At 39.3% G+C, this 19,076-nt stretch carries 17 protein-coding genes; 7 read left to right on the plus strand and 10 right to left on the minus strand.

Going from position 1 to position 19,076, the window contains the following annotated elements; genetic code table 11:
• Positions 1-44 precede the first annotated feature (44 nt).
• Complete coding sequence (locus tag I6F66_RS15785) at positions 45-917, minus strand: LysR family transcriptional regulator (protein WP_010553277.1); 873 nt, start codon at positions 915-917, stop codon at positions 45-47.
• A gap of 91 nt (positions 918-1,008) precedes the next feature.
• Here I6F66_RS15785 and I6F66_RS15790 point away from each other — a divergent pair, with 91 nt between their 5' ends.
• Positions 1,009-1,383 (plus strand): DUF413 domain-containing protein, encoded by a 375-nt coding sequence (locus I6F66_RS15790; protein WP_007583734.1) that lies wholly within the window; start codon positions 1,009-1,011, stop codon positions 1,381-1,383.
• Positions 1,384-1,469: 86 nt separating this feature from the next.
• Complete coding sequence (locus I6F66_RS15795) at positions 1,470-2,705, plus strand: response regulator (RefSeq protein ID WP_024592846.1); 1,236 nt, start codon at positions 1,470-1,472, stop codon at positions 2,703-2,705.
• A 17-nt stretch (positions 2,706-2,722) separates the two neighbouring features.
• Here I6F66_RS15795 and rarD read toward each other — a convergent pair whose 3' ends face one another.
• Positions 2,723-3,640 carry an EamA family transporter RarD gene (gene rarD, locus I6F66_RS15800; RefSeq protein WP_165740539.1) on the minus strand — a complete coding sequence of 306 codons (918 nt, stop codon included), beginning with the start codon at positions 3,638-3,640 and terminating at the stop codon, positions 2,723-2,725.
• A gap of 51 nt (positions 3,641-3,691) precedes the next feature.
• Entirely contained in the window at positions 3,692-4,147 is a 456-nt protein-coding gene (locus I6F66_RS15805; RefSeq protein ID WP_197119790.1) for a thioesterase family protein, read from the minus strand.
• 385 nt (positions 4,148-4,532) lie between these two features.
• On the opposite strand from I6F66_RS15805, the gene recQ reads away from it, so the two are divergent.
• From recQ to I6F66_RS15825, 4 genes are all read left to right on the plus strand, one after another.
• Complete coding sequence (recQ, locus tag I6F66_RS15810) at positions 4,533-6,356, plus strand: DNA helicase RecQ (RefSeq protein WP_010553279.1); 1,824 nt, start codon at positions 4,533-4,535, stop codon at positions 6,354-6,356.
• Positions 6,357-6,363: 7 nt separating this feature from the next.
• Positions 6,364-6,648, plus strand: coding sequence for a DUF3630 family protein (locus tag I6F66_RS15815; RefSeq protein WP_007583724.1), 285 nt, complete (start codon positions 6,364-6,366; stop codon positions 6,646-6,648).
• Between the two features lie 171 nt (positions 6,649-6,819).
• Complete coding sequence (locus tag I6F66_RS15820) at positions 6,820-8,529, plus strand: BamA/TamA family outer membrane protein (RefSeq protein ID WP_197119791.1); 1,710 nt, start codon at positions 6,820-6,822, stop codon at positions 8,527-8,529.
• Positions 8,530-8,598: 69 nt separating this feature from the next.
• Entirely contained in the window at positions 8,599-9,174 is a 576-nt protein-coding gene (locus tag I6F66_RS15825; protein ID WP_010553281.1) for a mechanosensitive ion channel domain-containing protein, read from the plus strand.
• Positions 9,175-9,527: 353 nt separating this feature from the next.
• Here I6F66_RS15825 and I6F66_RS15830 read toward each other — a convergent pair whose 3' ends face one another.
• Genes I6F66_RS15830 through I6F66_RS15840 form a run of 3 tightly spaced genes read right to left on the minus strand, consistent with a single transcriptional unit; the run spans position 9,528 to position 11,915 of the window.
• Positions 9,528-10,586 carry a succinylglutamate desuccinylase/aspartoacylase family protein gene (locus tag I6F66_RS15830; RefSeq protein WP_007585786.1) on the minus strand — a complete coding sequence of 353 codons (1,059 nt, stop codon included), beginning with the start codon at positions 10,584-10,586 and terminating at the stop codon, positions 9,528-9,530.
• A complete protein-coding gene (rimK, locus tag I6F66_RS15835) occupies positions 10,573-11,478 on the minus strand; it encodes a 30S ribosomal protein S6--L-glutamate ligase (protein ID WP_002961977.1) in 906 nt (301 codons plus the stop codon). The genes I6F66_RS15830 and rimK overlap by 14 nt, the downstream gene beginning before the upstream one ends.
• Before the next feature lie 2 nt (positions 11,479-11,480).
• Positions 11,481-11,915: an ATP-dependent zinc protease gene (locus I6F66_RS15840; RefSeq protein ID WP_007585784.1), complete on the minus strand. Its 435-nt coding sequence runs from the start codon at positions 11,913-11,915 to the stop codon at positions 11,481-11,483.
• 285 nt (positions 11,916-12,200) lie between these two features.
• Here I6F66_RS15840 and I6F66_RS15845 point away from each other — a divergent pair, with 285 nt between their 5' ends.
• Positions 12,201-13,172: a zinc transporter ZntB gene (locus I6F66_RS15845; protein WP_165740541.1), complete on the plus strand. Its 972-nt coding sequence runs from the start codon at positions 12,201-12,203 to the stop codon at positions 13,170-13,172.
• An 88-nt stretch (positions 13,173-13,260) separates the two neighbouring features.
• Here the strand turns inward: I6F66_RS15845 and I6F66_RS15850 are convergent, their stop codons facing one another.
• From I6F66_RS15850 to parC, 4 genes are all read right to left on the minus strand, one after another.
• Positions 13,261-14,448, minus strand: a complete 1,188-nt coding sequence (locus tag I6F66_RS15850) for a polysaccharide lyase family 7 protein (RefSeq protein WP_165742187.1) — start codon at positions 14,446-14,448, stop codon at positions 13,261-13,263.
• 1,115 nt (positions 14,449-15,563) lie between these two features.
• Complete coding sequence (rraB, locus tag I6F66_RS15855; RefSeq protein WP_007585369.1) at positions 15,564-15,899, minus strand: ribonuclease E inhibitor RraB; 336 nt, start codon at positions 15,897-15,899, stop codon at positions 15,564-15,566.
• Positions 15,899-16,612, minus strand: a complete 714-nt coding sequence (locus I6F66_RS15860; protein WP_024590693.1) for a 1-acylglycerol-3-phosphate O-acyltransferase — start codon at positions 16,610-16,612, stop codon at positions 15,899-15,901. Before I6F66_RS15860 ends, rraB begins: the two co-directional genes overlap by 1 nt.
• 162 nt (positions 16,613-16,774) lie before the next feature.
• A complete protein-coding gene (parC, locus tag I6F66_RS15865; RefSeq protein ID WP_010553285.1) occupies positions 16,775-19,069 on the minus strand; it encodes a DNA topoisomerase IV subunit A in 2,295 nt (764 codons plus the stop codon).
• Between the last annotated feature and the right edge of the window lie 7 nt (positions 19,070-19,076).

Below are 19,076 nucleotides of genomic sequence, written 5' to 3' on the forward strand. Positions count from 1 at the left end.
AATATGAAATCAAAATAACATGAAAGCCTAGTAGATGGTCGTACTTACTTACCTTGCTTTAATGACAAGCTTGGCGTCATTTGCGAAAGTAAATTAACTAAGGTTTCTATTAGCTCTTTTTGCTCGTTGTCTCTGTGATACGCAATAAATACGTCTCTTGAGGTGTTTTCTACCCCTTTAACATGAAACAACTCACCTTTTTCTAAATGCCCTTCAACCAATACTTGAGGTATAAATGCACTACCACCACATTGCAGTATTAAATCAAGTGCAATACGTCCCGTGCTGGTTCTAAAGTAAGGTGGCGTTTTTCCTGTAAACTGACGCGCATGCCAAAGAGAAAAAGTAGTTCCCCAATCCACATACACATATTGATTATCAAAAAAGTTTTCGTTCGTTGCGGTGTCGTATCCGCTTACTGGAATGATTGGCAACTCACAAATACGCTCTACTACGAGTTCATCTACTTTTGGTGGATCAAATAATATTGCCAAATCGAGAGTACGCTCTAATAAAAGTCGAGTGCTCTCTTGTTGTGCTTTAACTTCTGCAACTAACGACACGCCCGGCATCGCCGATACAATATTTGTTATACCAAACTGTAAAAAAGCATCCCAAATATTAGGCGTTCCTGCTAAGCTAATTTGCTTATGCATATTGTCGGCAAGTGCAACATCGACTTTGGCCCGCTGCATGCCCGTAATAATCATTTGTGCGTGCGGTAATAAGCGCTCGCCAGGTGCTGTAAGTTGAATATTATTACGCTGGCGAATAAACAAATTAACACCAAGCCCTTGCTCTAATTGGCGAATTCTAAAGCTCACTGCAGACTGCGTAATATAAAGGTTTTCGGCCGCTTTACCAAAGTGACGCGTACGCACTACCTCAACGAATGTTTTTAATAAATCGATATCCAATTTTTTATCCTCACGATAAAAATAATTTGTTTAATAAATTGCCAAACTTGCATCATACTCCAGCTAATTAATAGGGTATGAGGATAAAGCTATGAGCAATAACATTTCATTACTACGCCAAGCATTTGTTAGCCAACGTCAATTTTATGATGATCAGAATTTTCCACGTGGTTTTAGCCGCAGCGGAAACTTCACCTTATTAGAAGCCAGTATATTAGAACAACACGGTGTTGTTTTAAGAGGCTTATACAGTAAAACAATTGAGCCGCAAAACGAACATCAAGAACAGTTTGTAGCAGTAGTCACTGGCTCACAAGAACCTACTAACCCAATCGAACGTGCTTGGGTAAAATACTTAAAGCTAACGACCTGTAAAACTAAGTTTCATACTTTATTTGGCCGCTCAAAAATGTCAGGACCGGCACCGATTAGCCAAGAGTATTATTCAGAAGCGGATAATCTGTAAGTACTTAAGTTATTTGCTTTTTTGCGTTTTAACAGTTACAACTTGTATAAGCAAATATTTTTGCAAAATATAAACAGGGTTGTTCCGTGACGCGAAAAATACTAATAGTTGAAGATACACCTGCAATGGCGCGAGTGCAAAAGCACATCGCGCTTAAAGCAGGCTATGAAGTTGATATAGCAGAGTCATTAGCACAAACAAAAGAGCTTATAAGTAAAAATAGCTACTTTTGCGCTGTAGTTGACTTTATATTACCTGATGCCCCATCAGGTGAAGCAGTACCCTGCACTGTTAATGCTGATATCCCAACTATTGTAATGACGGGTAATATTGATAAAAAAACCCGCGACACCGTCGAAAAATACCCAATCATCGATTACATCATTAAAGAAAACAAACAAGCTTACCAATACCTAGAAAAACAATTACACCGCTTACCTCGCAATGAAAATGTAAAAGTACTCGTTGTTGATGATTCTAAATCGACTCGACGATACATTTGCAGCTTGTTAGTTCGTCACAAATATCAAATTATTGAAGCACAAGACGGACAAGAAGCATTAAAAATGCTCGAAAGTTCACCCGACATTTCAGTCATCATTACTGATAACGAAATGCCAAACATGAATGGTGATGAGTTATGTAGCGAAATTCGCCGCTTATATAGCAATGACGAAAAAGCCATTATTGGTATTTCGGGCTCTGACTCTGTAGGGCTTTCTAGTTTATTTTTAAAAAATGGCGCAAACGATTATTTACATAAACCTTTTAATAGTGAAGAGTTTTACTGCAGGCTTAGCCAAAACGTCGATATGCTAGAACAAATAGCCACAATTAAACGCCAAGCCAACACCGATTACCTAACTAATCTACCTAATCGTCGTTACTTTTTTGAAGAAACAAACAAATCACTCAAAAAGATTAAAAATAAGCAAGGTTCAGGAGCGCTAGCCATGCTTGATATTGACCATTTTAAAATAATTAATGACACTCACGGGCATGATGTAGGCGACGAAGTATTAAAAGGGCTCTCCATTTGCTTTAGCAAATATTTTAAAAAGTATTTAGTGGCCCGCTTAGGTGGCGAAGAGTTTGCCGTTTACTTTGCAAATGCGGATAAACAAGAAGCGCTAAAAAGACTTGAAGGTTTTAGGTACTTTATAGAGGCGAATAGCCAAGAGTTTAGTAAAGAAAAAATCAAATTTACTATATCTATTGGTTTTGCAGATGGACCTGTTTATCAAATTGATGAATTATTAAAACAGGCCGATTTAAAGCTTTACGACGCTAAAGAATCTGGTCGTAATAAAGTAGTTAGCTAACAGCTCTATTAGGTTAATTATACTTCAGCGGCTGTAATAGCCGCTTTTTTACGTTTGCGTGATTGATTGTAAGAATCCCAACTAAAAATAGCTAGCGCACTCCAAATACATGCAAACGTTACTAATCTCTCAGCGTCAAACACTTCACCGTAAAACACCACTGCCAATATAAACATTAGGCTTGGCCCAATATACTGAAAAAAGCCTAATGTAGTGTATTGCAAACGCTTAGCGGCGCCGGTAAAACACAGCAATGGTAATGTAGTTACAATACCTGCACTAATCAGTAATGCATTAGTATGCCAATCGTTAGCTGGCAGGCTTGATGTTGTTGTAGGCACCATTAACCACCAATAAATGAGTGCAACAGGCAGTAATATAAGTGCTTCGAGTAAAATGCCAGGCAAGGCTTCAACGGGTAGTTTTTTACGTAACAACCCATAAAGTGCAAATGATATAGCTAATGAAAATGCCACTACCGGAAACGAGCCAAAACTAATTAGCTGCAGCACAACACCGGTAAAGGCCAGTGCCACTGCTACACCTTGAAACTTACGCAGGCGTTCACCTAAAAAGAGCATACCCAGTAATACATTTAAAAGAGGGTTTATGTAATAGCCCAAACTCGCATCAAGCATATGGTTATTATTTATAGCCCATATAAATAAACCCCAGTTAAACCCTAGTAATGTTGAGGTAATAACAAGCATAAGCAAAAGCTTAGGCTGAACAATAATGCGTTTAACTTTATCCCAATACTTTAAAACACTTACTACTAGTACTAAAAATACAACCGACCAAACAACCCGATGCATTAAAATTTCAAAGGCAGAAACATGCTGAATCAACTTAAAATATATTGGCGCAAGGCCCCACATAAAAAAAGCAAGACAAGCAAAAATAGCACCTTTACGCTGCTCAGTATCAATCGACATAATAAACACTTAGTGATTTAAAAGGCCGCTAGTTTACTTCCCATACACGTTTTATCCAACTAAATACGTGCCTGTCCCAAAAGCAATTTGAACAGACTGTTCATTATGTAATTCCATTCGACAAACACACACTTTATTACCTGAGCGAATAAGTGTGGCACTCGCTGTAAAGCTCTCTCCTTTACCAGGGCGCAAATAATCAGTGCGCAAGTCGATAGTCCCAAGCGTGGCTAATTTTGTTTGCACACTTCCTATATCTAAATCGGTGAGCTTATCAATCACGCTTGCTGCCGCGAGCATACCGCCTACATTATCAAGTACGGCTGAAATAACACCACCGTGCAGTATTTTTTGCGCAGGGTTACCAATGAGTACATCCTTCCACGGAAACGTAATTTTGGCCTGTTCAGGGCTCAACGACTCAACCGATATTTGTAAAAACTGGTTAAACGGCATGCCATTTACAAATAATGCACCCACTTGTTCAATTAACATTTCTTTATTCATTATTATTCTCCATGCTTAAACTGGTACGATGAGTAAAGCATAACTTAAGCAAAACTACGAGGTTCTAGTTAAATCATTTACTTAGCAACCTAACTTTAAGGAAGCAGATCTATCTTAATAAGCGGTTTCAACACTACCAGAGTTTAATTTACTTACAATAGAGTTGAGGTTAATACCAATTAGCTTAATTAAGTGATCTATCTGGAGGTAAGAAAATAGTGTCTATAACAAGGCAAAAAACTCGTTATTTAGTTGTTCTATATCAGAAATTTTTAACGCAGCGAGCGTCAGATTTGATCCCTCAAATTGATTAAGTAGTATTGCGGATTGGTATAAGTAACTCAGCTAAAGACATCTCACTAAAAAACCACTAAAATACCCGCCAATGAATACATCAACACCACCTTCTAGCACCCTTGTGCGTAAACCCGAAACTGTCCTCAAACAAGTGTTTGGCTACAGTGAATTTCGCGACGGCCAAAAAACAGTTATTGATGCTGCTATTAACGGCCAAGACTCGCTTGTATTGCTCCCTACTGGCGGCGGAAAATCGGTTTGCTATCAAATACCCGCTTTAGTGCTTGAAGGCGTCACTATTGTTATATCTCCGCTCATATCGCTAATGCAAGATCAGGTAAGTCAACTTCAAGCACTTGGGGTTAAAGCCGCTTACGTAAATAACAGCTTAGCGCGAGAAGAGCAGCAATTGGTGTATCAACAGCTTCATCAGGGGCAAATTAAGCTTTTATATGTGGCACCTGAAAAAGTATTACAACGCGAATTTTTAGAGCGTTTATCGCATTTAAATGTAAGCTTATTTGCCATTGACGAAGCGCATTGTGTGTCGCATTGGGGTCACGATTTTAGGCCTCATTACTTTCGCTTAAACGAATTAAAGCAACGTTTTGCACATGTACCCATGATGGCGCTCACTGCAACTGCCGATAAAGCCACCCGTTTTGATATAGTTGAGCAACTAAAACTACAACAGCCTTATATTCATACTGGCAGCTTTGATCGCCCCAATATTCGCTACACCATAGAAGAAAAATTTAAACCTATGGTGCAACTGCTTCGCTACTTAAAAGAGCAAAAAAGCCAAAGCGGTATTATTTATTGCACCAGCCGTAAACGCGTAGACGATATTGCTGAAAAAATTGCAGATGCAGGGCTAAACGCTGCCGCTTACCATGCAGGTATGAGTAACGAGCAACGACAATTTGTACAAACTGGTTTTGCCCGTGACGATATACAAATAGTGGTCGCAACCGTTGCTTTTGGTATGGGGATTAATAAACCCAATGTACGTTTTGTACTGCATTACGATATTCCAAAAAGTATCGAGTCGTACTATCAAGAAACGGGGCGTGCTGGGCGAGATGGACTTGCCGCAGAAGCCATAATGTATTTTGACCCAGCTGATATTGGCCGTGTAAGACGCTTTTTTGAAGACATAGACGACGAGCAACGCCGCCGTGTAGAAGAACAACGCTTTAACGCAATGGCAAGCTTTGCCGAAGCACAAACGTGTCGCCGCCAAATTTTGCTTAACTACTTTAGTGAATATCAACGCGAACCCTGCGGCAACTGCGATATTTGCTTAAATCCGCCAAAAAGCTTTGATGGTACATTGGTTGCCCAACAAGCGCTTTCTTGTGTGTATAGAGCTGACCAGCGCTTTGGTCTTGGGTACATTGTTGAATTACTACGTGGTGCAAATACTAGCCGCATACGCGATAACAATCATCATGAGCTAAGCACTTACGGCATAGGTAAAGATAAAAGCAGTGAATTTTGGCTTAGTATTTTACGCCAGCTTATTCATCAAGGCTTACTTAGCCAAGATATAACGCAAGGTGCGTCACTTAGGTTAACCGAAGCCGCGCGTGCAATTTTAAAAGGTGAGTACGCACTGCAATTAGCCGAGCCACGCCTGCAAGCCAAACACGTTTATCAAGATAAGTTAGCGCAATTTAATTACGACAAAAAACTGTTTGCTCGCCTGCGCGCACTACGTAAAGAACTTGCTGATGCCGATGATGTACCACCTTATGTGGTATTTAATGATAAAACGCTAGCAGAAATGGCGCAGCTTATGCCAACAAACGACAGCGAATTTTTAAAAGTGTCGGGTGTGGGTTTTACTAAGTTAAATAAATACGGCGGCGAATTTTTAACTGCAATTCGCAATTACCTAGCTACAAATTAAGAATGTTATGACCCAAATAGAATATGACCACGCCCATAAATACATTTTAATTACGCCAGTCGAGCCTCCACACGATGAGGACTTTGAACTGTGGAGCACACTCTTTTTACACTCGGACGATGTAACACTCAATGAGTATTCTGCAGGCGCCGATCGCCATCAAGTCCGCTTTACCTATAATCAGCAGACCTTTAATTTAAACTATGAGCATTACAGCCAAAGTATTTGGATTAATGCCGAAGGCCATGAAGCTGAGCACTTATTAGCCGCTTTAGCATTTTATTTAAGTTAGCTTTTAATACCCCGCCCACAGGCGGTTCTAAACCAGGTTGGTTATTAACATAAGTGAATATGAGTAACAATTAATTAGTTTCAAAATCCATACCTTTTACTTACATTATAATAACAATGATGTAAGCTGATATTACGATAGTCATTTGCTACGTAGCAGTAAAGAGGTTTAATGGTGAACAAGAAATGGATAGCACAATGTTGTATTAGCTTAACGGTTTTAAGCTTTTATGTGCCTAATGCATTCGCACAACAATCTTCAACGAAAACTGATAACTGCCTTGTAGAACAGACAGATTTAAGCACAAATAAAAACTTACGCCGAGAAGTTCAAGACAAAACAACCCTCACGCACAGTAATAGTAACGCTAAAATAGCCTCAATAAAGCTCAAGCAACTTAATGTATTTAATACTGAGCTTGAAGAGGAAAATAATGCCCTATTCCGATTTGCTAACCGCGCTCATATTCAAACAGAGCCCGATGTCATTAATAACCTTTTATTATTCTCCCCTGGTGACAAGTACGATGCTAAAAAGCTTGCCGAGTCTGAGCGCTTACTTCGTAAAGAAAGTTACTTATATGATGCACAAATTAGTGCAATCGAAAACTGCGACGGTGACGTTAATGTAGAAGTGGTTACCCGTGATTTATGGACACTTTTACCTGAAGTAAACTTTAGCCGTAGCGGTGGAGAAAATAAATCAAGTATAGGTTTTAGAGAATCAAACCTGCTTGGTTGGGGGAAGCGCCTTTCTTTGTCACGCACGACCGACAGCGATCGTAGCGGTTATTTATTTGTTTACGACGATCCTAATATTTTTTCTACTCGCTACCGCGGCCGTTTAGAGTACGCTGATAACAGCGATGGCAAGCGCCATTTACTTGAGCTAACCTATCCATTTTACGCGATAGACACCCCTTTTAGTTACGGTATTTTAAGCTATTCTGAGCAGCGCGAAGAGTCACTATATAAACGCGGCGAAGAGTTTAGCGAATTTGATCAAACTACTGATTTAAACCGTGCATTTATAGGACACTCTAAAGCGCTTAATAATAATTGGACCCAACGCTTAACCTTAGGTTATACCGACGAGCAGCATACCTTTGAAGCTATAGACACTACATTTGCACCACTTGCCGATGACAGAAGTTTAAGTTATCCCTTTATAAGCGGCCATTGGTTTGAAGATAACTACATAAAAGTACGCAATTTTGACAGTATATCTCGCACTGAGGATTTAAACTTAGGTTGGAATATTAAAAGCTTAATTGGCTATTCAGACGAATCATTAAGTAATGACGACAGCCGCGCGGTGTATTCTGTTAACTTTAAAAAAGCCCACTTTACTAACGATAATACCTTATGGCGTTTTAGTGCTGATATTGATGGCTATTGGAATAAAGAACAGAAAAAACTCGAAAACTTTATGGCCACTAGCCAAGTACAATATTATTTAAATACCAGTGAAGACCAATCTTGGTATGTTAAAGCCCGGGTACAATACGCAAAAAACCTTACTGCTGATCAACAACTTACTTTAGGCGGCGAAACAGGCCTGCGTGGTTACCCTATGGATTATCAACATGGCGACCGCAGCTTTTTAGTTAATCTAGAAAAGCGCTATTACTGGGAGTACGATTTACTACAACTATTTAAAGTGGGTGGCGCAGCTTTTGTAGATGTGGGCAGAGCATGGTTTAACGATAAAGATAATGGCGAAAACGCACATGTATTAAAAAATATAGGCGTGGGTCTTCGTTTAGCACCAAGTCGTGCAAACTCAGGAACCATGATCCACATTGATATTGCAGCCCCAGTTGATAGCTACGATGACGTAGACTCAGTACAGTGGTTAGTGAGCGTTAAAAACACTTTTTAAATAATACAAACGCGTTAAACTAATACCAATTGAATTAAATTAAATTGGTATTAAAGTTCAGGGCCTAATGTGGAAATAATAGAAGTTTTAGAATTGTTTGCATCACAATATAAGTTAATTGTAACTATAATCGCTATTTTGGTTTTCCCTCTGCTATTAAAAATAACCAAAAAATTACTCGAAAAAGCAATTAAGGGGAAAGTTGATTTACACCGAAAATATCGTGCAGAGCTCTTACTAAAAATTATACTCGCCTTTGTCGTGCTGTGTTTAGTTTTAGTATTTTGGGGTATAGAGCTGCGTGGCTTATTGGTTTTAGGCTCCTCTTTATTTGCTATGTTGGGCGTAGCACTCTTCGCTGCTTGGTCATTATTAAGTAATCTCACCGCATTTTTACTAATGTTTATTCAAAACGATTGCCGCGTTGGTTATTGGGTACGAATTATTGATGGTGCAAATCATATTGAAGGGCGCATTGTTGAAATGGGCTTAATGAATGTAGTACTTGAGCATATTGATGGGCACCGTGTAATTTACCCTAATAATTTATTTGTGACACGCCCTGTCATGGTTTTAAATAAAGAACCAAAGCCAACAAAAGCTCCCGTTATAAAACGTATTATTGGCCCTAAAAAACATAGTTAAAAAAGTAATAGTCACAAAAAAGCCGCAGTAAGTAATTAACTTCTGCGGCTTTTTAATGCTTTAACTAACCAAAATTAAGACTAGGGCGTGTTGATCTTTGATGGTTGAATTTGCAGCAGTATGTTTGGTTTTTAGGCAAGGCAGAGCCTATGAAGTGTGGTTACTCCCCATAAATAGGCGATAACGCAGCATAAATGCCAAACATGCGCTGCCCTTCGGGTTCTGCCTAGGGGCGATAAACTCTTTGTTACTCGGTTTTTACTTAGCCCACTAGGTTACAAACCTCGCGCCGCGATTTAATCGCCCCTAGATTGAACAAATTTCAATCCGAAAAGTTCAACACGCCCTAGCTATTAGTTATTTAGTTCAGCGGTTTTAAGCTCGTCATCTAAATCGTTTATCTCATCAATAAAGTTCTCTAGTTGCTGCTCTACTAAACTATTGTCATTTGCAAAGTAAGCAAGGTGGAATACCGCATCACCTTCATTTACCAATGGCATAGTTTGCTGACCAATAACAATACCGCCTTTAGGCGCTAAAAGCTCAAGCTCAGAGTCACCTAGTGGGCTACTAATATAAGCAAGTACTTGCCCTTTAGTTACATGCTCCCCTAGTGATACTTGTGCACGCACAATGCCATCAACTTCGGCACGTATCCAACTAGTTGAACCTGCAATAATAGGATCTGGTAACTTTTTAGGACGCTTGCCACGGATCATTTTTAAATGACGCATAACATAATCAACACCCTGTACACCGGCCGCAATTGCGATTGGATCAAAACGCAGTGCTTCACCAGCTTCATAGGTTATAACCGGGATACCTAGGTTTGCAGCTTCACTTCGTAATGAGCCATTACGCAATGATGCATCTATAACTGCTGGCGTGCCGAATGCTTTAGCCATTTCCGCGGTTGCTTCATCAGCTAAGTTAGCGCGAATTTGCGGTAAGTTAGTTCGATGAATAGCGCCAGTATGTAAATCAATAATGTGGGTACAATGTATAGCCACTTGATTAAAAAACATATAAGCCATACGCCCAGCAAGTGAGCCACGCTCAGAACCTGGGAAGCTACGATTCATATCGCGTCTGTCTGGTAAGTAACGCGATTTATGAATAAAGCCAAACACATTCACAATAGGCACAGCGATTATTGTACCGCGCAGTTGGCTTGGGTCTATTTTAGCAATTAATTGACGCACAACTTCTACGCCATTTAGCTCATCACCATGAATAGCCGCACACACCATAAGCACAGGACCTTCCATTACACCGTTAACCACTTCAATAGGAATATTAAGTGGTGAATGGGTATAAAGTTTAGCTGCCTCTAAGGCAAGTGTTTTACGCTCGCCTACGCCTACACTCTCTCCTAATAAGGAAAAAGGACGGTTAATTTTAACCTTTGCCACGTGTTGCTGTTCCTTTACTTGAAGCATTTTTTTCGATGAAATCAATCACCATGCCTGCAATGTCTTTACCTGTTGCTATTTCAATGCCCTCTAAACCTGGTGATGAGTTTACTTCCATCACAAGTGGTCCACGAGATGAGCGAAGTAAATCAACTCCCGCTACGTTCAAGCCCATTGATTTAGCCGCCGCTACTGCCGTTTTACGTTCTTCTGGAGTAATACGAACTAATGTAGCACTACCGCCACGGTGAAGATTAGAGCGGAACTCACCTTCTTGTGCTTGGCGCTTCATTGCTGCTATTACTTTATCGCCTAATACGAAACAACGTATATCGGCACCACCCGCTTCTTTAATGTATTCCTGAACCATAATATTAGCTTTTAAGCCCATAAATGCTTCAATAACGCTTTCTGCCGCTTTGCGTGTTTCAGCAAGTACAACACCAATGCCTTGTGTGCCTTCAAGTAATTTAATTACAACAGGTGCACCGCCTACCATTTCTAGTAAGTCTTTTACATCATCTGGTTTGCTAGCAAAACCTGTTACTGGCATACCAACGCCTTTGCGCGAAAGTAACTGAAGTGAGCGTAATTTATCGCGCGAACGAGAAATAGCGACTGATTCATTTACAGGGTAAACACCCATCATTTCAAACTGACGAAGTACCGAACAGCCATAAAATGTAACCGATGCACCAATACGCGGGACGATTGCGTCAAATTCTTTTAAGTTTTCACCGCGATAGTGAATTTCTGGTTGCTCAGAGTTTATATTCATATAACAGCGCAATGCATCAATCACTTTAACTTCGTGACCGCGTGCCTCTGCCGCCTCAATTAAGCGACGCGTTGAATATAATTTTCTGTTGCGAGATAAAATACCGATTTTCATAGTTAAACCTTACGACCTAATAGTTGAGATAAAGCCGGGTCAACGACTATACGATTTTCCATGGCTGTACGCCCTAATAACATTCTAAACTTCATTGTTGCACGGCTTGTTAAAGTAAGCTCGATAGGCCAGCTATGCTCGCCTGCATGCAATGTAGTTTCTATAAAGTAACGTAACTCTTTTTGCCCACTTGAGCTGGTTACGTACTTCATTTTTTTAACTTTTGCATTGCAAGTGACTTGCGTTTGTTCATCATCTTGCAGTGGCTGGGCCGTAAATTTAACCCATTTTTCTGAGTCAACTTCGTATTCTTCAATGTTAATTGCATGAATACATGAAGTGCGAGCGCCAGTATCAATTTTTGCTTTTATCTCGTTAATACCAAGCCCAGGTAAACTTAACCACTCACGCCAACCAACTGTGATCTTTGCTGTCATAAATGTGCCCTTAATAAAAAAGTGACTTATACGCTACAGGTAAAAAAACACCAACGAAATAAATTTATCTAGTCGATTAGTAAATTAAATTGATCTTTTTAAACAACTGGTCACACAATGCACGCCTTGCTGAATAGTACTTTATGCCACTTTACTCAGCCCAAAGGCTCTGCATATATTTTGCTATTTAAGCTTAACTTATTAAAAATAAAGGTAAGTTTAAAATACTTAAGTAGATACACTATAGTTAACGGTATTAAAAATACACTATTATGAGAAATAATTATGATTAATGGTTTACTACATGCACTTGTACTTGATGGACAAGGCGGCGCTCGCCCTATTGAAAGCACTAATGAGCTAAATAGCTGGCAACCAAGCCACGGAAAACTTTGGGTGCACATGGACTATAGCCAAAGCGAGGCTGTTGAATGGCTCAAGGCACAACCTCATTTAAACGACTACGAATTAGAGTCCTTAATTGCTGATGAAACACGCCCGCGTATTACATCAACGACTAACGGACATATGTTATTTTTACGTGGTGTAAATTTAAATCCAGCACAAAGCCCTGAAGACATGGTTTCAATTCGTTTATTTATTAGCGAAGACATTCTTATTACTACCCGCAAACGTCGTTTATTATCGGTGCAAGATACGATCGCTTGTTTAAATGAAAATAAAGGCCCATGCAATATTTCTGAGCTAGTATGCTCTATTACACAAAAACTAACTTCTCGCATGCAAAGCGTTATTGACTCACTAGATGAAACACTCGACGAGTTTGAAGAAGAAATAGATGAACCAAGTAAAAAGTTTGATAACCAAGGTTTATCACAGTTGCGCCGTCAAACAATTGCCTTAAAGCGTTATTTAAAACCGCAAAAAGAAGCCCTTAGCTCAATGGTAAATAATCACTACCCGTGGCTGTTAGATGACGATAAAGCAAAATTAAACGAAACAACAAACTTACTTATTCGTTATTTAGAGGAGCTTGATAGCTCTATTGAACGTGCGCAAATCATTCAGCAAACAATCACTAACCAAGTGTCTGAGCAATTAAATCAGCGTATGTATGTAATGTCGGTTGTAGCTGCATTGTTTTTACCTTTAGGCTTTTTAACCGGCCTGTTAGGCGTAAACGTAGGAGGTATTCCGGGTACCGAGAGCCCCTATGCGTTTAGTGCGTTTGTTATATTTTTGATTGTACTTACTGGCGGTATTGGTGTGTATTTTAAAAATAAAAAATGGTTATAGATTAAGTTTATACATTTAAAAAGCATTAAAAAAGCATTAAAAAAGCCACTCAGCTTTAAACTGAGTGGCTTTCTAAACTACTAAATAATTAGTTAGTTTTACGCGTATAACTAACGTCAGTCATTGTTACTTTAGCTTTTGTAATTCCTAAATCTTTAAAGCACTCTTTAAATGAATCTGAGTTTCCTGACTCGCCACACTCATCTAGTGTATATGGGTCTTGTGATTGTAAATAATTACCAAACTTAAAGTAAGATTCTGAATCATCTTCTACCGGAATACCAAAGGTAGTACCTAATGCAGTCACATCTACATCACCGTAATTATTAACTACTTTTAGATTGAATGAACCACCACTTCTAATAGTACCTAGTGCATGCTTTTCTTCTTTACCACTGGTGTTACGCAGGCGAACATAAACGTCAAAAATCCCGTTATCTGCTACGCTATCATCAAAACCTGATTCATCAGTATCTGAAACATATACTTTTGAAATCGTACCCGTATCGCTAGCATGGTGCTGAGAAATAATCGTTTTACCACCATCTGACATTTCAACTTTTACAGTTGCCTCAAAAACCTCATAGGTTTCAGTCATTGCAACACGTGCACTTTCTTTTACTTTATATTCATGACGCCAGCCATTCCCGTTTGGAGTGATATGACGCGCTTCTAGAGGAACAAACTCTAAAGTGTCGCTATTTACTAATGGATGAGGATCGTTACCTTCAAGGTCAAAAATACTACCGTTGGTGATATTGCTTGCTATGCCGGAACCACTACCAGTGTCGCCACCGCCAGTATCACCACCACCCGTGTCTCCGCCGCCAGAAGAACTTCCCTTAGTTAATGAAAAGCTGTCAAAGCGAACATCGTTTGAGCTATTGTCATGCTTAGCAAATACTTGCAATGAATTAGTGCTAGCTGTTGTGAAAGTTTTAGATACTTTTGTCCACGAAGAAACGTTAAATTTCTCACTTTTAAACAAACCATTAAGATCGTTAATGCCGATTTGTCCCTTGCCAAGTACGTACGCACTTAACGTGTACTGAGTATTTCGATCTACATCTACATTCTGGTAAACACGCCCTGGACTACCTTGAATTTTTAATGATTTAGAGCCCTTGTAAGCACTACCTGAAATAGCCGCTGGTTCTGTTTCATTCCAGTTATTCCAACCATCTTCAAATCCAGCATTATTAACAGTTGCCGCTTGTACAAAACTTGAGCTAGCAGTCATTGCTGCAAGCATAAATAGGGATTTTTGGTTAATCATTATCTTTATTTCTCCAAACCTGTACATGAAAAAATCTTACTACATGGCTATAAATGAGTATTTCACTTGAGCCTAGATCACCGCCTGCAAATAGGTTTTAACTTGTGTTTTTATGTGTAATTGGTAATAAGTTAAATGTAAAAAAACCGCTCCTGGTTTACAAATAAATATTACCAATGATTATTGCCAGCTGGGCTGAGACACAAGTTATATTGCTTGTAATAAATTTGCAACAATTTATTTAATAGGTAATAAGTATTGATTTCATTTAGATTCATTAAATCAACACATAATAAAAACAAATAAAAACAGAGACTTAAAATAAATCACCGTCAAAAAACAACAAAACCCAGATAAGGGAAAAATATAAAATAATGAAAAAGCATTAAATAAAACTTTAATTGGTAATTTATTAAAAATTCAAAAATCGCATTTCCTGTAATAACAAAATTGGTTTTCATTTTATTTTATGCAGTAAAGCTTACGTTCAGTTTAATTAACTAGAATACCACTGGTTAACCAATTAATTTAGACTGTTTATATAAAATAAAATTTAATAATGGCAGAACGAAATGCATTTGAAATAAGAATTTAAAGATGAAAGTATTATTATATTAGTGAAGGGTAGCTTAGAAAATTTAAGAGGTGTTTGAGCTCAGTGAAGGTGGATATTTTATTTTCTATAGATAATTTATTAATAATATTTGTACAAAACATACCAATAAGTTTTAAATAAACTATTGAAAACACCTAGAAGGTTGATTTGATTTAGTTCGAATTAAAAGTTTTAGCAGAACTCGGCATGTTGTCCTTTGCGGATTGAAATTAGTTTAATCTAGGGGGCGGTTAAATCGCGGCGCGGGGTTTGTAACCTAGCTGGCTCGGTAACTACTCCTGCGTTACGCTACTGGCTTACTTCCATGTGAAAATAAGTAAAAACCGAGCAAAGCTTCCGCGTCCTGTTCACGCCCCTTACCACATCCATTTAGGCAACAAAGAGTTAATCGTCCCTAGAAAAAAACCTAGGGGAAGCGCATGTTTGGTAGCACGCTTTTACAGGCATTAAAAAAGACGAGCACTTTGCAATGATCGTCTTTTTTATAACAGTCAGCTAATTACTCTTGAAAGTAAGTACCCCAACCATCGTACTCAACTTCGCACTCAACGGCTAGTTGCGCTAGCTTATCAACGTCTTCCATAATAACGTCTACGTCTAGCTCAGCTTCAACTACAATGTCAAAGCTCCAAATTTTGTTACCGTCTTCAAGCTCAAGCTCTGCTGGTTCTTCAACATCGTAACCCAATTTAAAAGCAGCAAGTGCAGCTTGCTCTAACTTAGGAAAGTCTTCACACACAAAGTGGTGCTCTACTTCATAAAGTATTTCAGGGTCTGACCCATCTTCAAGTAGTGAACTTACGATGTCTTCACTTATTTCACGCCAGTTTTCCATTATTTTTCTCTCACTTGAGCATCTAATTCAGTTATTTTAGCAGCCATAATGCTATGCACGCTTTTAGCATGCTCACGCGCGCTAATTTCTTTATCAAGCGGTATAGGCGCTAACATTTCGATGTGAATTGTACCATTATCCCAACGATTTAGCTTAATGGTTTTATGTGTTGTATTCATACATACCGGAATTATGGGTACATCTGCGCTCATTGCGGTGTGAAATGCACCCGTTTTGAATGGTAGTAACCCTCTTCCATAGCTTCGTGTGCCTTCTGGAAACATCCATACAGATAAGCCATTATTTTTAATTTTTTCGGCTGCTTTTGAGATAGTTCCTGCCGCTTTGGAGCGATTCGATCTGTCTATTAATATATTACCCGACAACCAATAAAGCTGACCAAAAAATGGGATCCACTTTAAGCTCTTTTTACCCAAACTTACGCAGTTTTTTGGCACCATTGCTGGCACTGTAAATAAGTCGTAGCTATTTTGATGATTAGCAACATAAACTGCAGGACCTGGATCAACGGCATCTTTATGACGTGTTAGAACTAGCTTAACGCCAACCATTTTAGCCATTGAGCCAAACCAACCCGCTATAATATGTACATTATTAGGGTGAAATGGTCTTACAATCGAAAGTAATAAACCAAAAATACAACTGAATAATATAAACAGCAGCATAATAAAAACGCGTATAACAGCTAGCAAATGGGCTTCTCCAAAAATGAATTATAATTATTATAGCGTTATTTTGTGACACAAACGAGTCAATAGCGCACAAGTGTACGCTGAAATATTTAAGCTCTTTATTTTAAAACAAAAACGGCCTGCAAATGCAGACCGTTTTTATTTATACAAAAAAGTAATTGGCTACTCTTCGCTAATAACGTCTATTGGTTCATCATCTTGAGGTGTTAGCTCAACAACAGCTTCGTCAACACGCTGTAAGCCACGCGGTAGTTTATTACCCCTACGTCCTCGCTCACCATGATAATGCTCTAAATCACTTGGTTTAAGTGTTAGTTTACGCTTACCAGCATGAAGCGTAACACTGCTACCTAGTGGTACAACAGCAAGCACTTTTACAAACTCTTCACGGGCTTGTACTTTAGCACCTGGTATAGAGATGATTTTATTACCTTTACCCTTACCTAATTTTGGTAAGTCTCGCAGCGGGAATAAAAGCATTCGACCTTCGTTAGAAATAGCCATACAGTAATCGCTAGCAACATCGTTCACTCTAATAGGAGAAAGTAATATTCCACCTTTAGGGACACTTACGAGCGCTTTACCGTTTTTATTTTTACTAACCAAGTCTTTGAAGTCGGTAATAAAGCCGTAACCTGCATCTGACGCCATAAGCAATACTTGCTCGTCTTCACTCATTACCACGTGCTCAAAATTAGCGCCTGGTGTTAAGTTAAAACGACCTGTCATTGGCTCCCCTTGGCTACGCGCCGAAGGTAGACTGTGCGCATCAGTTGCAAACGCCCGCCCTGCTGAATCTAAAAATACCGCAGGTTGATTACTCTTACCACGAGCAGAGGCTCTAAAGCCGTCACCTGAGCGATAATTTAAGCCTTGTACATCTAAGTCATGACCTTTACCAACGCGTGCCCAGCCTTTGTCTGATAGCACAACAGTAACTGACTCTGACGGAATTAAATCTTTTTCGTTAAGTGCTTTCGCTTCTGAGCGCTCAATCACTGGTGAGCGACGATCGTCACCGTACATTTCAGCGGCTTCTTGAATTTCTTTTTTAAGCAGTGTCGACATACGACGTTCTGAGCCCAAAATTTGCGCTAATTTATCACGTTCTTTAGCCAGTTCGTCTTGCTCACCACGAATTTTAAACTCTTCAAGTTTTGCTAAATGACGAAGTTTTAATTCTAGAATTGCTTCTGCCTGCGTATCAGTTAAATCAAAGCGCTCCATTAATACAGGCTTTGGTTTATCTTCGCTGCGAATGATTTCAATCACTTCATCAATATTTAAAAAGGCGGCTAGCAAACCCTCTAAAATATGTAGACGTGCTAATACTTTATCTAAACGATACTGCAAACGACGACGCACTGTTTCGCGTCTAAATATTAGCCACTCACTTAAAATACAGCGTAAGTCTTTAACTTGCGGGCGGCCATCTAGGCCTAGCATGTTTAAGTTTACGCGGTAATTTTTTTCAAGATCGGTGGTTGCAAATAAATGCGCCATTAATGGCTCAGCTTTAATGCGGTTTGAGCGCGGAATAATTACAATGCGTGTTGGATTTTCGTGATCTGACTCGTCACGTAAATCGGCAATCATTGGTAATTTTTTAGCGTTCATTTGCGCTGCAATTTGCTCAAGTACTTTACCACCAGAACATTGATGCGGCAGCGCTGTAATAACAATATCGCCATGCTCTTCGGTATAAACCGCACGCATTTTGATAGACCCACGACCGGTTTTATATATTTTATGAATATCGGCTTTTGGAGTAATTATTTCAGCATCTGTTGGGTAATCTGGTGCATGTACAAGCTCAAGTAATTCTTCAAGCTCTGTTTTTGGTTTATCAAGTAATAAACAACATGCACTAGCCACTTCACGTACGTTATGTGGCGGAATATCGGTTGCCATACCTACGGCAATACCCGTTATACCGTTTAGTAAAATATGCGGTAAACGAGAAGGCAGTACAACAGGCTCATCCATTGTACCATCAAAGTTTGGTGTCCAATCTACGGTGCCTTGGCCAAGCTCTTTTAATAGTACTTCTGAAAACTTAGATAAACGCGCTTCGGTATAACGCATTGCTGCAAACGATTTAGGGTCATCTGCCGCACCCCAGTTTCCTTGTCCATCTACCAAAGGGTAGCGGTAAGAAAACGGCTGCGCCATTAATACCATCGCTTCGTAACATGCACTGTCGCCGTGTGGATGGTACTTACCAAGCACGTCACCCACTGTACGGGCTGATTTTTTGTACTTAGCGTTAGCCGACAAACCCAGCTCGCTCATCGCATAAATAATACGACGCTGTACTGGTTTTAAACCATCACCTACATGCGGTAAGGCGCGGTCCATGATCACGTACATGGAATAATTTAAATAGGCGTCTTCGGTAAAACGCCCCATTGTTTGTTGCTCAATTCCTTGCATTAGCAAGGTATCTGTATCACTCATTAAAGCT

Source organism: Pseudoalteromonas sp. NZS100_1, from assembly GCF_015864285.1.
GTDB lineage: Bacteria > Pseudomonadota > Gammaproteobacteria > Enterobacterales > Alteromonadaceae > Pseudoalteromonas > Pseudoalteromonas arctica.

Coding starts and splice junctions, on each gene's coding strand:
- rimK (WP_002961977.1), bottom strand. CDS start 11,478: ATGAAAATCGGTATTTTATCTCGCAACAGAAAATTATATTCAACGCGT.
- I6F66_RS15845 (WP_165740541.1), top strand. CDS start 12,201: ATGATTAATGGTTTACTACATGCACTTGTACTTGATGGACAAGGCGGC.
- I6F66_RS15805 (WP_197119790.1), bottom strand. CDS start 4,147: ATGAATAAAGAAATGTTAATTGAACAAGTGGGTGCATTATTTGTAAAT.
- recQ (WP_010553279.1), top strand. CDS start 4,533: ATGAATACATCAACACCACCTTCTAGCACCCTTGTGCGTAAACCCGAA.
- I6F66_RS15815 (WP_007583724.1), top strand. CDS start 6,364: ATGACCCAAATAGAATATGACCACGCCCATAAATACATTTTAATTACG.
- I6F66_RS15850 (WP_165742187.1), bottom strand. CDS start 14,448: ATGATTAACCAAAAATCCCTATTTATGCTTGCAGCAATGACTGCTAGC.
- parC (WP_010553285.1), bottom strand. CDS start 19,069: ATGAGTGATACAGATACCTTGCTAATGCAAGGAATTGAGCAACAAACA.
- I6F66_RS15840 (WP_007585784.1), bottom strand. CDS start 11,915: ATGACAGCAAAGATCACAGTTGGTTGGCGTGAGTGGTTAAGTTTACCT.
- I6F66_RS15790 (WP_007583734.1), top strand. CDS start 1,009: ATGAGCAATAACATTTCATTACTACGCCAAGCATTTGTTAGCCAACGT.
- rarD (WP_165740539.1), bottom strand. CDS start 3,640: ATGTCGATTGATACTGAGCAGCGTAAAGGTGCTATTTTTGCTTGTCTT.
- rraB (WP_007585369.1), bottom strand. CDS start 15,899: ATGGAAAACTGGCGTGAAATAAGTGAAGACATCGTAAGTTCACTACTT.
- I6F66_RS15820 (WP_197119791.1), top strand. CDS start 6,820: ATGGTGAACAAGAAATGGATAGCACAATGTTGTATTAGCTTAACGGTT.